Source organism: Kitasatospora terrestris, assembly GCF_039542905.1.
Lineage (GTDB): Bacteria > Actinomycetota > Actinomycetes > Streptomycetales > Streptomycetaceae > Kitasatospora > Kitasatospora terrestris.
Map to the genome: position 1 here is coordinate 5,509,868 of NZ_BAABIS010000001.1, position 17,683 is coordinate 5,527,550.

General features: G+C 73.3%; 10 protein-coding genes. 9 read left to right on the plus strand and 1 reads right to left on the minus strand.

Annotated features, from left to right (window positions below; translation table 11 throughout):
- The first annotated feature begins 255 nt into the window (after positions 1 to 255).
- The 9 genes from ABEB06_RS25430 (at position 256) to ABEB06_RS25470 (ending at position 12,955) form a co-directional block, all read left to right on the plus strand.
- Positions 256 to 4,788 carry a HAMP domain-containing protein gene (locus ABEB06_RS25430; protein ID WP_345701980.1) on the plus strand — a complete coding sequence of 1,511 codons (4,533 nt, stop codon included), beginning with the start codon at positions 256 to 258 and terminating at the stop codon, positions 4,786 to 4,788.
- 201 nt (positions 4,789 to 4,989) lie between these two features.
- Positions 4,990 to 5,625 (plus strand): response regulator, encoded by a 636-nt coding sequence (locus ABEB06_RS25435; protein ID WP_345701981.1) that lies wholly within the window; start codon positions 4,990 to 4,992, stop codon positions 5,623 to 5,625.
- A 122-nt stretch (positions 5,626 to 5,747) separates the two neighbouring features.
- Entirely contained in the window at positions 5,748 to 8,396 is a 2,649-nt protein-coding gene (locus ABEB06_RS25440) for a DNA translocase FtsK (protein ID WP_345699204.1), read from the plus strand.
- A 159-nt stretch (positions 8,397 to 8,555) separates the two neighbouring features.
- Positions 8,556 to 9,434: a helix-turn-helix domain-containing protein gene (locus tag ABEB06_RS25445; protein WP_425559694.1), complete on the plus strand. Its 879-nt coding sequence runs from the start codon at positions 8,556 to 8,558 to the stop codon at positions 9,432 to 9,434.
- Positions 9,435 to 9,506: 72 nt separating this feature from the next.
- Positions 9,507 to 10,952 (plus strand): 30S ribosomal protein S12 methylthiotransferase RimO, encoded by a 1,446-nt coding sequence (gene rimO, locus ABEB06_RS25450; protein WP_345699205.1) that lies wholly within the window; start codon positions 9,507 to 9,509, stop codon positions 10,950 to 10,952.
- A complete protein-coding gene (gene pgsA, locus ABEB06_RS25455; RefSeq protein WP_345699206.1) occupies positions 10,949 to 11,581 on the plus strand; it encodes a CDP-diacylglycerol--glycerol-3-phosphate 3-phosphatidyltransferase in 633 nt (210 codons plus the stop codon). Before rimO ends, pgsA begins: the two co-directional genes overlap by 4 nt.
- Positions 11,578 to 12,078 carry a CinA family protein gene (locus tag ABEB06_RS25460; protein ID WP_425559695.1) on the plus strand — a complete coding sequence of 167 codons (501 nt, stop codon included), beginning with the start codon at positions 11,578 to 11,580 and terminating at the stop codon, positions 12,076 to 12,078. Before pgsA ends, ABEB06_RS25460 begins: the two co-directional genes overlap by 4 nt.
- A gap of 243 nt (positions 12,079 to 12,321) precedes the next feature.
- On the plus strand, positions 12,322 to 12,693 hold the full coding sequence (locus ABEB06_RS25465; protein WP_345699207.1) for a helix-turn-helix domain-containing protein: 372 nt from the start codon (positions 12,322 to 12,324) through the stop codon (positions 12,691 to 12,693).
- A 55-nt stretch (positions 12,694 to 12,748) separates the two neighbouring features.
- Positions 12,749 to 12,955 (plus strand): hypothetical protein, encoded by a 207-nt coding sequence (locus ABEB06_RS25470; protein ID WP_345699208.1) that lies wholly within the window; start codon positions 12,749 to 12,751, stop codon positions 12,953 to 12,955.
- Here ABEB06_RS25470 and ABEB06_RS25475 read toward each other — a convergent pair.
- Positions 12,934 to 17,622 carry an ATP-dependent helicase gene (locus ABEB06_RS25475; RefSeq protein ID WP_345699209.1) on the minus strand — a complete coding sequence of 1,563 codons (4,689 nt, stop codon included), beginning with the start codon at positions 17,620 to 17,622 and terminating at the stop codon, positions 12,934 to 12,936. The genes ABEB06_RS25470 and ABEB06_RS25475 overlap by 22 nt on opposite strands.
- Positions 17,623 to 17,683: the final 61 nt, after the last annotated feature.

The window sequence follows — 17,683 nt, forward strand, 5'->3', positions numbered from 1 at the left end:
GCCGGAGCAGTACGGTCGATGGCGGCGGTCCAAGGCTCCGGGGGCCGCCCGCCCGCTCCCGAGCGGTAGTGAACACCATGACGTGGGAGGGCCCCGTTGAGTTCGGCCACCAAGGACGTAACCGGTACGATCCCGGCCGCCGCGCGCGGCGGCCGGTCGGCGCCGCCGTCGCGCGGCGGCGCCGGGCGTCGGCCGGGCCCCAACCGGGGTGCCGAGCCGGCGGAGCTGCGCAAGCTGCTGGCGGCGCTGACCGCGATGCGCGACGGTAACTTCCGCCGCCGGCTGACCTTTCCCGGGGACGGGATGCTGGCGGAGATCGCCGCGGTGTTCAACGAGGTGGCGGAGCGCAACCAGCACCTGACCGGTGAGCTGGCCCGGGTGCGCCGGGCGGTGGGCCGGGAGGGCCGGCTGTCGGAGCGCCTGGAGACGGGTGTCGGCGAGGGCGCCTGGATGGCGGCGGTCGACAACTGCAACGCGCTGATCGACGACCTGGCCCGGCCGATGGCCGAGGTGGGGCGGGTGCTGTCCTCGATCGCGGAGGGCGACCTGGACCAGCGGATGGAGCTGCGTTCGGTGCACACCACCGGCGCGAGCTACCCGTTGCGCGGTGAGTTCCTGAAGGTCGGGCGGACGGTCAACGGCCTGGTGGAGCAGCTGTCGGAGTTCACCGACGAGGTGACCCGGGTGGCGATCGAGGTGGGCACCGAGGGCAAGCTCGGTGGTCAGGCCAGGGTCCGCAGCGTGTCCGGCAGCTGGAAGGACCTGGCGGACTCGGTCAACACCATGGCGGGCCGGCTGACCGCGCAGGTGCGCAACATCGCGGAGGTGACCACCGCGGTCGCCAAGGGCGACCTGTCGCGCAAGGTCACGGTCGACGTCGCGGGCGAGATGGCGGAGTTGAAGAACACCGTCAACACGATGGTGGACCAGCTGAACTCCTTCGCCGCGCAGGTGACCCGGGTGGCCCGGGACGTGGGCACCGAGGGCCGTCTGGGCGGCCAGGCGCAGGTGCCGGGCGTGGCCGGCGTGTGGCGCGACCTCACCGACTCGGTGAACTTCATGGCCAACAACCTGACCGCGCAGGTGCGCAACATCGCGGAGGTGACCACCGCGGTCGCCAAGGGCGACCTGTCGCGCAAGATCGAGGTCGACGCGCGGGGCGAGATCCTGGAGCTGAAGAACACCATCAACACGATGGTCGACCAGCTGTCGGGCTTCGCCGAGCAGGTGACCCGGGTGGCGCGTGCGGTGGGCACCGAGGGCATCCTGGGCGGTCAGGCGCAGGTGCCGGGCGTGGCCGGGGTCTGGAAGGACCTGACCGAGAACGTCAACTCGATGGCGAACAACCTGACGTCCCAGGTGCGCAACATCGCGCAGGTGACCACCGCGGTCGCCAAGGGCGACCTGTCGCAGAAGATCCAGGTCGACGCGCGGGGCGAGATCCTGGAACTGAAGAACACCATCAACACGATGGTCGACCAGCTCTCGGCGTTCGCGGACGAGGTGACCCGGGTGGCCCGGGACGTGGGCACCGAGGGCATCCTGGGCGGCCAGGCGAGCGTGCCGGGGGTCTCCGGCACCTGGAAGGACCTGACCAACTCGGTCAACCTGATGGCCAACAACCTGACCAGCCAGGTGCGCAACATCGCCGAGGTGACCACGGCGGTGGCCCGCGGCGACGTGTCGAAGAAGATCACCGTCGACGCGAAGGGCGAGATCCGCGAGCTGGTGACGACCGTGAACACCATGGTCGACCAGCTGTCGGCGTTCGCGGACGAGGTGACCCGGGTGGCCCGCGAGGTGGGCACCGAGGGCATCCTGGGCGGCCAGGCGCGGGTGTCGGGCGTCTCCGGCATCTGGCGGGACCTGACGGACAACGTGAACTTCATGGCGTCCAACCTGACCAGCCAGGTGCGGACGATCGCCGAAGTGGCGTCCGCGGTGGCCCGCGGCGACCTCTCCAAGAAGATCACCATCGAGGCGCAGGGCGAGGTCAAGGCGCTCGCCTCCACCCTGAACACCATGGTCGACCAGCTGTCGGCGTTCGCCGTCGAGGTGACCCGGGTGGCCCGCGAGGTGGGCACCGACGGCACGCTGGGCGGTCAGGCGAGCGTGTCGGGCGTGGCCGGCATCTGGAAGGACCTGACCGACAACGTCAACCTGATGGCCAACAACCTGACCGGTCAGGTCCGCAACATCGCCCTGGTGATCACCGCGGTGGCGCGCGGCGACCTGTCGCAGAAGATCGACGTGGACGCCCGCGGTGAGATCCTGGAACTGAAGACCAGCATCAACACCATGGTGGACCAGCTCGGCGCGTTCGGTGACGAGGTCACCCGCGTCGCCCGGGAGGTGGGCACCGACGGGCGGCTGGGCGGCCAGGCCCGGGTGGCGGGCGTGGCCGGCACCTGGCAGGACCTCACCGAGTCGGTGAACGAGCTGGCCAACAACCTGACCCGGCAGGTGCGCGCGATGGCCCAGGTGGCCACCGCGGTGACCCGCGGCGACCTGTCGCCCCGGGTCAACGTGGAGGCGTCCGGCGAGCTCGCCGAGCTCAAGGACAACATCAACCAGATGGTCGCCAACCTGCGCGAGACCACCCGGGCCAACAAGGAACAGGACTGGCTGAAGACCAACCTGGCCCGGATGTCCGGTCTGCTGCAGGGCCGCCGGGACCTGTCGGCGGTCGCCTCGCTGATCATGAGCGAGCTGACCCCGGTGGTCTCCGCGCAGCACGGCGCCTTCTTCCTCGCCCAGCCGGCCGGCCGCACCGCCGAGGCGGTCAACGAGGACGACGACGAGAACGACGTCGTGCTGCGCCTGATCGGCTCCTACGGCTACAACCGGCGCACCATGCCGACCACCTTCCGGCTCGGTGAGGGGCTGATCGGTCAGGCGGCGGTGGAGAAGCGGCCGATCGTGCTGAAGGAGACCCCGCCCGGGTACCTGAAGATCGCCTCAGGGCTCGGCGAGTCGGCGCCCGCGCACGTGGTGGTGCTGCCGGTGCTGTTCGAGGACCGGCTGCTCGGCGTGATCGAGCTGGCCACCTTCTCCTCGTTCACCGCGGTCGCGCTGGACTTCCTCAACCAGATCGCCGACCAGATCGGTGTCACCGTCAACACCATCTCGGTCAACACCAAGACCGAGGGCCTGCTGCTGGAGTCGCAGCGGCTGACCGCCGAACTGTCGATGCGGTCCGCGGAGTTGGAGGCCCGGCAGGAGGAGCTGGAGCGCACCAACGAGGAGCTCCAGGAGAAGGCCGAGCAACTCGCCCAGCAGAACCGGGACATCGAGATCAAGAACAGCGAGATCGAGGAGGCCCGGCAGATCCTGGAGGAGCGCGCCGAGCAGCTCGCCCTCGCCTCGCGGTACAAGAGCGAGTTCCTCGCCAACATGTCGCACGAGCTGCGCACCCCGCTCAACTCGCTGCTGATCCTGGCCAAGCTGCTGTCCGACAACAACGAGGGCAACCTGTCGGCCAAGCAGGTCGAGTTCGCCGAGACGATCCACGGCGCGGGCAGCGACCTGCTCCAGCTGATCAACGACATCCTCGACCTGTCCAAGGTCGAGGCGGGCAAGATGGACGTCCGTCCGGCCCGGATCGCCCTGGTCCAGCTGGTCGACTACGTGGAGGCGGCGTTCCGGCCGTTCACCGTGGAGAAGAACCTGGACTTCGCGGTCCGGGTCTCCGCGGACCTGCCGGTCACCCTGCACACCGACGAGCAGCGGCTGCAGCAGGTGCTGCGCAACCTGCTCTCCAACGCGGTGAAGTTCACCGACTCCGGCGCGGTCGAGCTGCTGATCCGCCGCGCCGCCAACGGCGACGTCCCGCAGCACGTGCGCGAGCAGCTGCTGGAGGCGGAGGCGATCTCGGGTCCGGACGAGGCGCTGATCGCGTTCTCGGTCTCCGACACCGGCATCGGCATCCCCGGCAACAAGCTCCGGGAGATCTTCGAGGCCTTCAAGCAGGCCGACGGCGGCACCAGCCGCAAGTACGGCGGCACGGGCCTGGGCCTGTCGATCAGCCGGGAGATCGCCCGGCTGCTCGGCGGTGAGATCCACGTGGAGAGCGAGCTCGGCCGGGGTTCCACCTTCACCCTGTACCTGCCGTTGCGCACCGACGCGGCGGACGCCCCGGCCGGGGAGCGCGCGCCCCTGCGCGCCTCCATCGCGGTGACGCCCGCCGGGACGCCGGTGCCGGTCGGCGAGAGCCCGGCGGACCACTGGGCGCAGGAGGTCCGCGAGCTCGCCCAGGAGCGCCGCCGCGGGCTGGCCGAGCGCCGCCGGGCCGCCGAGCTGGAGCGTCCGGCGCCGCGTCCGGCGGAGGAGCCGATCCCGCGCCAGGGGCCCGACCAGGTCCAGGCGCCGACCCCGGCCCGGCCGGCGCCGGTGCCGCAGTTCCACGGCCGGTTCGACGGTGAGCGGGTGCTGATCGTGGACGACGACATCCGCAACGTCTTCGCGCTGACCAGCGTGCTGGAGCAGTACGGCCTGACCGTGCTGTACGCGGAGAACGGCCGCGAGGGCATCGAGGTGCTGGAGCAGCACGAGGACGTGGCCCTGGTGCTGATGGACATCATGATGCCCGAGATGGACGGGTACGCGACCACCGAGGCGATCCGCCGGATGCCGCAGTTCGCGGGCCTGCCGATCATCGCGCTGACCGCGAAGGCGATGAAGGGCGACCGGGAGAAGAGCCTCCAGGCGGGGGCGACCGACCACGTCACCAAGCCGGTCGACCCGGACCACCTGCTGGCGGTCATGCGCCAGTGGCTGGCCGTCCAGTAGCCGCCACGCTCCGGGCCCGCCGTCACTGGCGGGCCCGGCCGGGAACCCGGTAGGGTCACCCATCGTTGCGAACAGTGACCGAACGGTGACGGGTCGCACGGAGCCTGTGGCGGGCAAGGGGGTACGGCTAGCATGACCGGGGCAGTGATGGGTGGCACGCGGGTGCCGGCCCTCGGGAAACAACCGGCAGGAGGGCGTGTCCTGGTGCAGAAGGCGAAGATCCTTCTGGTCGACGACCGTCCGGAGAACCTCCTCGCGCTGGAGGCCATCCTCTCCGCACTCGACCAGACCCTGGTCCGCGCCTCGTCCGGCGAGGAGGCGCTGAAGGCGCTGCTCACCGACGACTTCGCGGTCATCCTGCTGGACGTGCAGATGCCCGGCATGGACGGCTTCGAGACGGCCGCGCACATCAAGCGCCGCGAGCGCACCCGGGACATCCCGATCATCTTCCTGACCGCGATCAACCACGGTCCGCACCACACCTTCCGCGGTTACGCGGCCGGCGCGGTCGACTACATCTCCAAGCCCTTCGACCCGTGGGTGCTGCGCGCCAAGGTCTCGGTCTTCGTCGACCTCTACATGAAGAACTGCCAGCTCAAGGAGCAGGCGGCGCTGCTGCGCCTGCAGCTGGAGGCGGGCGAGCAGCCGCTGCCCGGCGGCGCGCTGCTGGGCGAGCTGTCGGCCCGGCTGGCGGCGGTGGAGGAGCAGGCGGAGGCGCTCACCAAGCAGTTGGAGGGCTCGGCGGACACCGGCTCGGCGGCCACCGCGGCCCACCTGGAGCGCAAGCTCGCCGGCCTGCGCCGGGCGCTGGACGCGCTCCGTCCGGGCTCGAACTGATCGGGTGTCACCGTCCCCCGTCCGGGTGGGCCGCGGCGGGAGTGACGGGCCGTCGCGACACGTGCCCTTTCGTACGCTTGAGCGCATGAGATCGGCTGGACCGCCCCGGTAGGCTGCTGCCCATGGCCACTCGAACGCCCGGTGCCGCGGCGCGCAAGCCCGGGCCGGCCAAGAAGGCGCCGGCCAAGAAGGCCGCCGCGCCCAAGCCTGCCGCGAAGGCGCCCGCGAAGGCTCCGGCGAAGCGCGCCGCCGCGAAGAGGACCGCGGCCGCTCCGCCGCCGCCCCCGCCGCGGCCGATACTCTTCCGCGCCGTGCGCGCGGTCTGGTTGGGCCTCGCGCACTCGATCGGCGCGGTGTTCCGCGGCTTCGGCCACGGTGCGAAGAACCTCGACCCGGCGCACCGGAAGGACGGCGTCGCGCTGCTGCTGCTCGCCCTCGGCCTGGTCACCGCGGCGGGGACCTGGTTCTCCCCGCAGGGCTGGCTCGGCGAGGCGGCCACCAACGTGGTCTCCGGCCTCTTCGGCCGGCTCGACGTGCTGGTGCCGTTCCTGCTGCTCGGCGTGGCGGTGCGGCTGATGCGCCACCCGGAGGTGCCGGAGGCCAACGGCCGGATCGCGATCGGCCTGTCCACCCTGGTCGTCGGGGTGCTCGGCCTGGTGCACATCGGCTGCGGCGCCCCGGCGATGGGCACCGGCGCGACCCGGATACGGCAGGCCGGCGGCATCCTCGGCTGGGCCGCCTCCACCCCGATGATGGCCGCGGCGGGCCCGCCGCTGGCCGTTCCGCTGCTGCTGCTGGTCGCCTTCTTCGGCCTGCTGGTGGTCACCGCCACCCCGGTCAACAAGATCGGCGAGCGGCTGCGGCAGCTCGGCGTCCGGCTCGGCGTGGCCGAGCCGCTGCCCGGCGACCTCGCGGCCGACGGCCTGCCGGCCGGCGAGCGCGAGTACTCCACCGCCCCGCCGGAGGACGCCGACCCGGACGCGCTGCCGATCACCATCGGCGACGAGCTGTCGGCCCGCCGCCGGCGCCGCCGCAGGAAGGGCGAGGACGAGGAGGCCCTCGAGCCGGTCTCCTTCGACAAGGACCCGTACGAGACCCGCGACCTGGCCGCCGGTGTCGCCGCCGACCTGGACGGCGCCCTGACCTGGGGCGTCCCCGGCTCCCCCGCGGTCGCCTCGATGCTGCACCAGGTCAAGGACAACACCGCCCCGCCGGAGGAGCCGGCCGTCCCGGCCGCCCGCGCCTCCGAGGCCCCGGACGGCCACGGCCCCGCGCCCCAGCGGATGGAGCAGCTCCAGCTGTCCGGCGACGTCAGCTACGCGCTGCCGCCGCTCGACCTGCTGGAGCGCGGCGCGCCCGCCAAGGCGCGCTCGCAGCTCAACGACGACGTGGTCGCCCAGCTGACCGGGGTGTTCGCCGAGTTCAAGGTGGACGCCCGGGTCACCGGCTTCACCCGCGGCCCGACGGTCACCCGCTACGAGGTCGAGCTCGGCCCCGCGGTGAAGGTCGAGCGGATCACCGCGCTGGCGAAGAACATCGCCTACGCGGTGGCCACCCCCGACGTGCGGATCATCTCGCCGATCCCCGGCAAGTCCGCGGTCGGCGTGGAGATCCCCAACCGGGACCGGGAGATGGTCACCCTCGGCGACCTGCTGCGCTCGCGCGCCGCCGCCGAGGACGGCCACCCGATGGTGGTCGGCATGGGCAAGGACGTCGAGGGCCACACCGTGATGGCCAACCTCGCGAAGATGCCGCACGTGCTGGTCGCCGGCGCCACCGGCGCCGGCAAGTCGTCCTGCATCAACTGCCTGATCACCTCGGTGCTGGTCCGGGCCACCCCGGACGAGGTGCGGATGGTGCTGGTCGACCCCAAGCGGGTCGAGCTGACCGCGTACGAGGGCATCCCGCACCTGATCACGCCGATCATCACCAACCCGAAGAAGGCCGCCGAGGCCCTCCAGTGGGTGGTGCGCGAGATGGACATGCGCTACGACGACCTGGCGGCCTTCGGCTTCCGGCACGTCGACGACTTCAACGCGGCGGTCCGCGCGGGCACCGTGCAGCCGCCGCTGGGCAGCGAGCGCGAGCTGGCGCCGTACCCGTACCTGCTGGTGATCGTGGACGAGCTGGCCGACCTGATGATGGTCGCCCCGCGCGACGTCGAGGACTCGGTGGTGCGCATCACCCAGCTCGCCCGCGCGGCCGGCATCCACCTGGTGCTGGCCACCCAGCGGCCCTCGGTCGACGTGGTCACCGGCCTGATCAAGGCCAACGTGCCGTCCCGCCTCGCCTTCGCCACCTCGGCGATGGCCGACTCCCGGGTCATCCTGGACCAGCCCGGCGCGGAGAAGCTGATCGGCAAGGGCGACGCGCTGTTCCTGCCGATGGGCGCCTCCAAGCCGGTCCGGATGCAGGGCGCCTTCGTCACCGAGGCGGAGATCGCCAAGGTGGTGCAGCACTGCAAGGACCAGCTGACGGCCCGCTACCGCGAGGACGTGGTGGTCGGCGGCGGCCCGAAGAAGGAGATCGACGAGGAGATCGGCGACGACCTGGACCTGCTGATCCAGGCGGCGGAGCTGGTGGTCTCCACCCAGTTCGGCTCCACCTCGATGCTCCAGCGCAAGCTGAGGGTCGGCTTCGCGAAAGCCGGCCGTCTCATGGACCTGATGGAATCGCGGGGGATCGTCGGCCCCAGCGAGGGTTCGAAGGCCCGCGACGTGCTGATCAAACCGGACGAACTGGACGCCGTACTGATCACGCTCCGGGGGTGACCCGGAGCCGGTCTCACTCGTTCGGAGGAATGTGATGACCGTACGTCAGATCTCCCCGAGCGGACTTTCCCGTTCGGGCCCCCTCCGGTTGAGAAACGTTCCGCCCCCACCCCTAGACTGTGTGATCAGCAGGTGGCCAACGCTCGAAAGGCGCGCCCAGTGACCATCGGCAAGTCCCCCCGCAGCGACGCCCGTGGGTCCGCCGTGCCTTCCTCCGGCGCCCCGCAGCCGCCCGTCGACCCCGGCGCCGCGGTGCCGGCCGAGGACGTGCCGAGCATCGGCCGGGTGCTGTCGAGGGCCCGGATCGACGCCGGCCTGACCGTCGATCAGGTCAGCTCCACCACCCGGGTCCGGGTGCCGATCGTGCACGCCATCGAGGCGGACGACTTCGAGCGCTGCGGCGGCGACTTCTACGCCCGCGGCAACATCCGGCTGATCGCCCGGGCCGTCGGCGAGGACGGCGACGCCCTGGTCGCCCGGTACGACGCCGCGCACGGCGGGGCGCCCGGCCCCAAGCACGCCACCCAGCTGCTCGACACCGGCCCGATCAAGGTCACCGACCACCGCCGGCCGAACTGGAACATCGCCATGGTCGCGGCGATCGTCGCGGTGGTCGCGCTGATCGGCTTCAACCTGTTCAGCGGCTCCTCGGCCACCGACGGCACCCCCGGCGAGGCCAGCGCCCCGCTGCCCTCCACCGCCGCGGCGCCGTCCACCGCCTCCGCGCAGCCGCCCGCCCCGGCGCCCAGCCTCGCCCCGATCGCCGCCGCCCCGGCCGACAAGGTGACCGTGAAGCTGGTCGCCGAGAAGGACAAGAGCTGGGTCACCGCCAAGGACGGTGCCGGCAAGTCGCTCTTCTCGAACAACCTCGAAGAGGGCCAGGCGCAGACCTTCACCGACCCGAAGAAGATCAATCTGGTGATCGGCAACGCCGGCGCCGTGCACGTCTTCGTCAACGGCAAGGACCTCGGTCCGGCAGGTCAGGACGGACAGGTCGTGCACCTCACCTACACGCCGGGTGACCCGCAGGCGGGCTGAGCCGGCGGATGTGACCAGGCGCGCGGGCTCCGGGGGGAACGGCACCGGGGCCCGCGCGTTAATCTTGGCGTCATGCCTGAACCCCGCACTGTCGCCCTGGTCACGCTCGGATGCGCCCGCAACGAGGTCGACTCCGAGGAACTCGCCGGGCGACTGGAGGCCGACGGCTGGCGGCTGGTCGACGACGCCAGCGACGCCGACGTCGCCGTCGTCAACACCTGCGGGTTCGTCGAGGCCGCCAAGAAGGACTCCGTCGACGCCCTGCTGGAGGCCAACGACCTCAAGGGCCACGGCCGCACCCAGGCCGTGGTCGCGGTCGGCTGCATGGCCGAGCGCTACGGCAAGGAGCTGGCCGACGCCCTCCCGGAGGCCGACGGCGTGCTCGGCTTCGACGACTACTCCGACATCTCCACCCGCCTGCAGACCATCCTGGCCGGCGGCCACGTCGAGGCCCACACCCCGCGCGACCGCCGCGCCCTGCTCCCGCTCACCCCGGTGGCACGGCAGGCCGCGGCCGCCGAGGTCGCCCTGCCCGGCCACGGCGCCCCCGAGGACCTCCCCGACGGCCTGGCCCCCGCCTCCGGCCCGCGCACCCTGCGCAAGCGCCTGGACGACGCCCCGGTCGCCTCGATCAAGCTCGCCTCCGGCTGCGACCGGCGCTGCTCCTTCTGCGCCATCCCCGCCTTCCGCGGCTCCTTCATCTCCCGCCGCCCCTCCGACGTCCTGAACGAGGCGGTCTGGCTGGCCGGCCAGGGCGTCCGCGAGGTCGTCCTGGTCAGCGAGAACAACACCTCGTACGGCAAGGACCTGGGCGACATCCGCCTGCTGGAGACCCTGCTGAGCGAGATCGCCGCGGTCGAGGGGATCGAGCGGGTCCGGGTCAGCTACCTGCAGCCCGCCGAGATGCGCCCCGGCCTGATCGACGTGATGTGCGGCACCGACAAGGTCGTCCCGTACTTCGACCTGTCCTTCCAGCACTCCGCGCCGGCCGTGCTGCGCCGGATGCGGCGCTTCGGCAGCACCGAGCAGTTCCTGGAGCTGCTGGGGACGATCCGCGCCAAGGCCCCGCAGGCCGGCGCCCGGTCCAACTTCATCGTCGGCTTCCCCGGCGAGACCGAGCAGGACTTCGCCGAGCTGGAACGGTTCATCACCGGGGCCGGCCTCGACGCGATCGGCGTCTTCGGCTACTCCGACGAGGACGGCACCGAGGCCGCGACCTACGACGGCAAGCTCGACCAGGACGTGATCGACCAGCGCGTCGCGCAGCTCTCGAAGCTCGCCGAGGAGCTCACCGCGCAGCGCGCCGAGGCCCGGATCGGCACCGAGGTGCTGGTGCTGGTCGAGTCCGTGGAGGACGGCGTGGTCGAGGGCCGCGCCGCCCACCAGGCGCCGGAGACCGACGGCCTGACCACGCTGCTGGGGCTGGACGACGCCGAGATCGGCCGGTTCTACCGGGCCACCGTGGTCGGCACCGAGGGCGTCGACCTGGTCGCCGAGGTTCTGGAGGACGGCGAATGACCAAGGGGCCGGGGGCCCCCACGGCGACGCGGCCGGTAGCGGCCGCGCCGCCGCCGCAGCCGGGGATCTGGAACATCGCCAACGTGCTGACCATGGTCCGGCTGCTGCTGGTCCCGGTCTTCGTGGCGCTGCTGTTCGCCGACGGCGGGCACAACCCCAAGTGGCGCGCGGTCGCCTGGGCGGCCTTCGCCATCGCGATGATCACCGACCTGTTCGACGGCGAGCTGGCCCGGCGCAAGGGCCTGATCACCGACTTCGGCAAGATCGCCGACCCGATCGCGGACAAGGCGATCATGGGTGCGGCGCTGGTCGGCCTGTCCGTCCTCGGCGACCTGCCGTGGTGGATCACGGTGGTCGTCCTGGCGCGCGAACTCGGCATCACCCTGATGCGCTTCTGGGTGATCCGCTTCGCCGTCATCCCGGCCAGCCGGGGCGGCAAGCTCAAGACCCTCACCCAGGGCATCGCGGTCGGCATGTACGTCCTGCCGCTCACCGGCTGGCTCGCCACCGCGCGCGCCGTGCTGATGGGCGTGGCCGTGCTGCTCACCGTCGGCACCGGGCTGGACTACGTGGGCCAGGCGATCCGGCTGCGCCGGGAGGGCCTGGCGAAGCAGCGGGCGGCGCGGTGAGCGACCCGGGGGCGGCGTCGCGCAACGCCGGGCTGGCCGAGCGGGTGCTGGCGGGGCTGAGGGGGGAGGGGGCGACGCTGGCGGTCGCCGAGTCGCTGACCGGCGGGCTGCTGGCCGCCACCCTGGTCGACGTCCCGGGCGCCTCCGCCGCGTTCCGCGGCTCGGTCACCGCGTACGCGACCGAGGTGAAGGCCTCCGTGCTCGGCGTGGACGAGGGCCTGCTGGCCGTGCACGGCCCCGTGCACCCGGTGGTCGCCCGCCAGATGGCCGACGGCGTCCGGCGGTTGCTCGGGGCCACCTACGGCCTCGCCACCACCGGTGTGGCGGGCCCCGAGCCGCAGGACGGTCGGCCCGTCGGCACCGTCCACGTGGCCCTCGCCGGCCCGGCGGGAACACGCGCCGTTTCGCCACTGTTGTCAGGGGGACGTGCCACAATCCGGCTGAACACCGTCACCGTCGCACTGGAACTGCTGCTCGAACGGGCGGCGAACGCGTAGCGAACCGGCCACGCGGCCCGCAGCGCTTCGCTGAAATCGCTGAACTCGCCCCCCAGGTCCGAGGATCGTGTTAGACCGGATGGCCTGACCGGGCAGATATCAGCCATCGGCGGGGAACACACAGGGGAGGGGGCAGCCTTGCAGCCCAGAGTGAACACGACCACGGTCCCCGCACGGGATGCGGCCAAGGCGGTACGGTGGGGTCGTGACATCTCGATTCGCAGTCCGAGGAGGGAGGCACCGATGATTCTGCTCCGTCGCCTGCTGGGCGATGTGCTGCGTCGGCAGCGCCAGCGCCAGGGCCGCACACTCCGCGAGGTGTCGGCAGCTGCCAGGGTTTCGCTCGGCTACCTCTCCGAGGTTGAGCGAGGGCAGAAGGAGGCCTCCTCCGAGTTGCTCTCCGCCATCTGCGACGCGCTCGACGTCCGGATGTCCGAGGTGATGCGCGAGGTCAGCGACGAGCTGTCGCTCGCCGAACTTGCGGCGATGGCCACCCTCTCGGAGGGTGATCTGCTGAGGCCGGTGCTCGAACCGGTTCCGCTGCCGGCTCCCGGGGTCGACCGGGCCGGGTCCATGTCGCCGAAGACGGCGGCGATGGACGTGGTGGCGGCCTGACCGGACCTCGTTCGTCCCGCCGACCGGCGCGGGACGCGAGTGAGGGAGGCCGTCGATGCGGAGTGCCTGGGCGCTGCGCGGGGTTCTGCTCGCGCTGACCGGTGTACTGGGTTGGATCTTGTTCGAGGGCGGCACCGGCGGTGCCGCCTTCGGCGTACTCGCGGCCGGCGGCTGGGGGCTGGGGCTGATCCCCGTCCACGCGAAGGCCGCCGACGGGGACGAGCGGCCCGGGAGGCCGCGTCAGCGGGCCCGGAGGCGGTAGCCGCGGGGGGTCGGGTGGAAGCCCGCCTCCTCCAGGACCCGGCCGAGCGGCGACCCCAGGGCCGGGACGCCGTTGGCCCGCTCGACGGTGACGGTGCCGAGGGCGCCCTGGTGGACGGCGGCGGCGAGGGCCTGGACGGCCGGACCCGGGTCCTCGGCCCAGTGCAGCAGCGACTTGCCGCCGCGCTCCACGTAGAGGACGAGCTCGCCGTCGGTGAGCACGACCAGGGCGCCGGCCTTGCGGCCGGGGCGGTGGGCGCCGGCCTTGGTGCCGGTGACCTCGGTGTCGGCGGCCGGGGGCTCGGGCCAGGGGAGGGCGGAGCCGTACGCGTTGGCGGGGTCTGCGGCGGCGAGCACGAGCACCTGCGGGGGATCGGCCGCGGGGCCGGCCGACCAGTCGGTGGCCGAGCGATCCAGCCGGCCGTTGACCGAGCGCAGGCGGTCGGCGGCGCCGTCCATCGCGAACTGGGCGCCGCCGAGCCCCTCGACGAAGTAGCCGCGGCGGGTCTTCCCGCGCTCCTCCAGGGCGGAGAGCACCCGGTACACCCCGGCGAAGCCGCCCGGGATCCGCTCGGTGGCGACGGTGCCGCGGGTGAGGATGCCGTGCCGGTCCAGCAGGTTCTGCGCCTGCGCGGTGGCGCGGACGGTCGGGTCGCCGCCGTACGCCGGCAGCAGGGACCAGCGGCCCGCGGCGGTGGGCGGGCCGCCCCGCAGGGCACCCGCGGGGCGGCCGAGGCCGCGCCCGGCGCCGCCGTAGCGGCCGCGCGGGGTGGCCCGCGGCGCCCGGTGCGCGGTGGACCCGGCGGTGCGGCCGGAGCCGAGCAGGGCGCGCAGCGGGGCGAGGGTGTCGTTGGTGACGTACCCGGCCCAGACCAGGTCCCACAGGGCGTCGGCGAGCTCGGCCGGCGGGACGTCGGGCTGGCGGTCCGCGAGCTGGCGGAAGAACAGGCCGTACCCGCCGGCCAGGGTCTCCAGCAGCACGGTGTGCACGGGGGTCAGGGCGGGCGGGACGGGCTCGGGGCGCAGCAGGTGGGCGTTCTCCGGGAGGTGGAGGCTGATCCAGCCGTCGTTGCCGGGCAGCGCACCGGCGCCGGACCAGCCGACCTCGCCGGCCGCCATCAGCTCGTCGAGCATCCCCGGGGCGTAGTCGGAGAGCCGGGCGGGCAGGACCAGCTTCTCCACGGCGGATGCGGGCAGTGCGGTGCCCTGGAGCTGCTCGACCACCCGGTACAGGCCGTCCAGGCCGCGCAGCCGGTGGCCGGCCAGGTGCTGCCACTGCGGGAGGAAGGCGGCCAGGGCGCGCGGCGGGACGGCCTCCACCTCCTGGCGCAGCGCGGCGAGCGAGCGGCGGCGCAGCCGGCGCAGCACCTCGGCGTCGCACCACTCCTGGGTGGCGGTGTGGCCCTCGATCGGCCGGAACTCGCCCTGGACCAGGCGGCCGGCGGCGGTCAGCCGCTGCAGGGTGCCGGTGACCACGGCGGTGCCCAGGCCGAAGCGGCCGGCCGCCTCGGCGGCGGTGAACGGGCCGTGGGTGCGGGCGTAGCGGGCCAGCAGGTCGCCGAGCGGGTCCTTGACCGGCTCGGTGAAGGCCTCGGGGACGCCGACCGGCAGCGGGGTGCCGAGGGCGTCGCGCAGCCGCCCGGCGTCCTCGATCGCGGACCAGCGCAGCTCGCCGCCGATCCGGACCCGGATCACCCGGCGGGCGGACTCCAGCTCCAGCGGCCACAGCGGCTCGGCGCCGCGCAGGGCGAGCTCGGCCTCGGAGAGCGGGCCGAGCAGGCGCAGCGCGTCGGCGACCCCCTCGGCGTCCTTGATCCGGCGCTCGGGGGTGAGCCGCTGGAGCTCGGCCTCCAGCTCGGCCAGGACCTGCGGGTCGAGCAGCTCGCGCAGCTCGGCCTGGCCGAGCAGCTCGGACAGCAGCCGGGAGTCGAGCGAGAGCGCGGCGGCGCGGCGCTCGGCGAGCGGGGAGTCGCCCTCGTACAGGTACTGGGCGACGTACCCGAAGAGCAGGGAACGGGCGAACGGGGACGGCTCGGCGGTGGTGACCTCGACCAGGCGGACCGCGCGGGACTCCAGGTCGCCCATCAGCTCGACCAGGCCGGGGACGTCGAAGACGTCCTGCAGGCACTCGCGGACGGCCTCCAGCACGATCGGGAAGGAGCCGTACTCGGCGGCCACCTCCAGCAGCTGGGAGGCGCGCTGGCGCTGCTGCCAGAGCGGGGTGCGCTTGCCGGGGCTGCGGCGCGGCAGCAGCAGGGCGCGGCCGGCGCACTCGCGGAAGCGGGAGGCGAACAGCGCGGAGCCGCCGACCTGGTCGGTGACGATCTGCTCGATCTCGGCGGACTCGAACAGGGCGGCGTCCGCCCCGACCGGGGCGTCCTCGGTGACCGGCTTCGCCGGGTCCGGGCCCCTCTCGACGGGGAAGTCGGCGAGCAGATCGGCGTCGGGCAGGCGCAGCACGATGCCGTCGTCGGCGTGCATCACCTGCGGGTCCAGGCCGTGCTTCTCGCGCAGCCGGGCGCCCAGGGCGAGCGCCCAGGGGGCGTGCACCTGGGCGCCGAACGGTGAGTGGATGACGATCCGCCAGTCGCCCAGCTCGTCGCGGAAGCGCTCGACCACGATGGTGCGGTCGTCCGGCAGGTGGCCGCAGGCCTCGCGCTGCTCCGCCAGGTAGGCGAGCAGGTTGCCGCAGGCCCAGTCGTCCAGGCCGGCGGCCTTGAGCCGCTCGGCGGCGGCCTCGGGGGCGAGCGCGCCGAGCTCGCGGACGAAGGCGCCGACCGCCCGGCCGAGCTCCAGCGGGCGGCCCAGGGTGTCGCCCTTCCAGAACGGCAGCCGGCCGGGGACCCCGGGCGCGGGGGTGACCAGCACCTTGTCGTGGGTGATCTCCTCGATCCGCCAGGAGGTGGTGCCCAGGGTGAAGACGTCGCCCACCCGGGACTCGTAGACCATCTCCTCGTCCAGCTCTCCGACCCGGCCGCCGCCCTTCTTCCCCGTCTTCGAATCGGCCGCAGTCGCTCCGGCGATGAAGACGCCGAACAGGCCGCGGTCGGGGATGGTGCCGCCGGAGGTGACGGCGAGCCGCTGGGCGCCGGGGCGGCCGGTGACCGTGCCGGCCACCCGGTCCCAGACCACGCGGGGCCGCAGCTCGGCGAAGGCGTCGGACGGGTACCGGCCGGCCAGCATGTCGAGCACGCCGTCGAAGGCGGACTGCGGGAGGGTCGCGAACGGCGCGGCGCGGCGGACCAGGGCGAGCAGCTCGTCCACGTCCCAGGTGTCCAGGGCGGTCATCGCGACCAGCTGCTGGGCCAGCACGTCCAGCGGATTGCGGGGGACGCGCAGCGCCTCGATCCGGCCGGAGCGCATCCGCTCGGTGACCACGGCGGACTGCACCAGGTCGCCCCGGTACTTGGGGAAGACCACGCCGGTGGAGACCGCGCCGACCTGGTGGCCCGCGCGGCCCACCCGCTGCAGGCCGGAGGCGACCGAGGGCGGCGACTCGACCTGCACCACCAGCTCGACGGCGCCCATGTCGATGCCCAGCTCCAGGCTGGAGGTGGCGACCACGGCGGGCAGCCGGCCGGCCTTCAGCTCCTCCTCGACCAGCGCCCGTTGCTCCTTGGAGACGGAGCCGTGGTGCGCCCGGGCGATCACCGCCGGGGCGCCGGCGGCCGCGCCGGAGCCGCCCATCAGCTCGGCCGGGTCGTGCGCCCGGGGCAGCGGCTCGCCGGTGGCGCGCTCGTGGGCGATCTCGTTCAGCCGGTTGCACAGGCGCTCGGCGAGGCGGCGGGAGTTGGCGAAGACGATGGTCGAGCGGTGCGCCTGCACCAGGTCGACGATCCGCTCCTCCACGTGCGGCCAGATCGAGGCCTGGCGTGACGGGTCGTCGGCGTTGGCCGGCAGGTCGTCCAGGTCGGGGACGGGGACGACCACCGAGAGGTCGAAGCGCTTGGCCGAGCCGGGCTGGACGATCGCCGCGCCGCGCTGCGGGCTGAGGTAGCGGGCCACCTCCTCGACCGGGCGGACCGTCGCCGACAGGCCGATCCGGCGGGCCGGCCGCTCCAGCAGCTGGTCGAGCCGCTCCAGGGTGAGCGCCAGGTGGGCGCCGCGCTTGGTGCCGGCCACCGCGTGCACCTCGTCGAGGATCACCGTCTCCACCCCGCGCAGCGAATCCCGGGCGGCGGAGGTCAGCAGCAGGAACAGCGACTCGGGGGTGGTGATCAGGATGTCCGGCGGGTGGGTGGTGAAGCGGCGGCGGTCGGCGGCCGGGGTGTCGCCGGAGCGGATCGCGACCTGGACCTCCGGCTCGGGCAGGCCGAGCCGGACGGCCGCCTGGCGCAGGCCGGCCAGCGGGGCCCGCAGGTTGCGCTCGACGTCCACCGCGAGGGCCTTCAGCGGGGAGACGTAGAGCACCCGGCAGCGCTTCTTCGGCTCGGCGGGCGGCGGGGTGGAGCTGAGCCCGTCCAGCGCGGAGAGGAAGGCGGCGAGCGTCTTGCCGGAGCCGGTCGGCGCCACCACCAGCACGTCGGTGCCCTGCCGGATCGCCGTCCACGCCTGGGCCTGCGCCTCGGTGGGCGCGGCGAACGCCCCGGTGAACCACGCCCGGGTCGCCGGGGCGAAGCCGTCGAGGGCGTCCGGGGGGCCGGGAGCGTCGGAGGTACGGGGCGCCATGCCCCCATGGTGCCCGGTGGCACCGACAATGCGGCGCGCGGCGGGCCGGGGCGCGGGCACC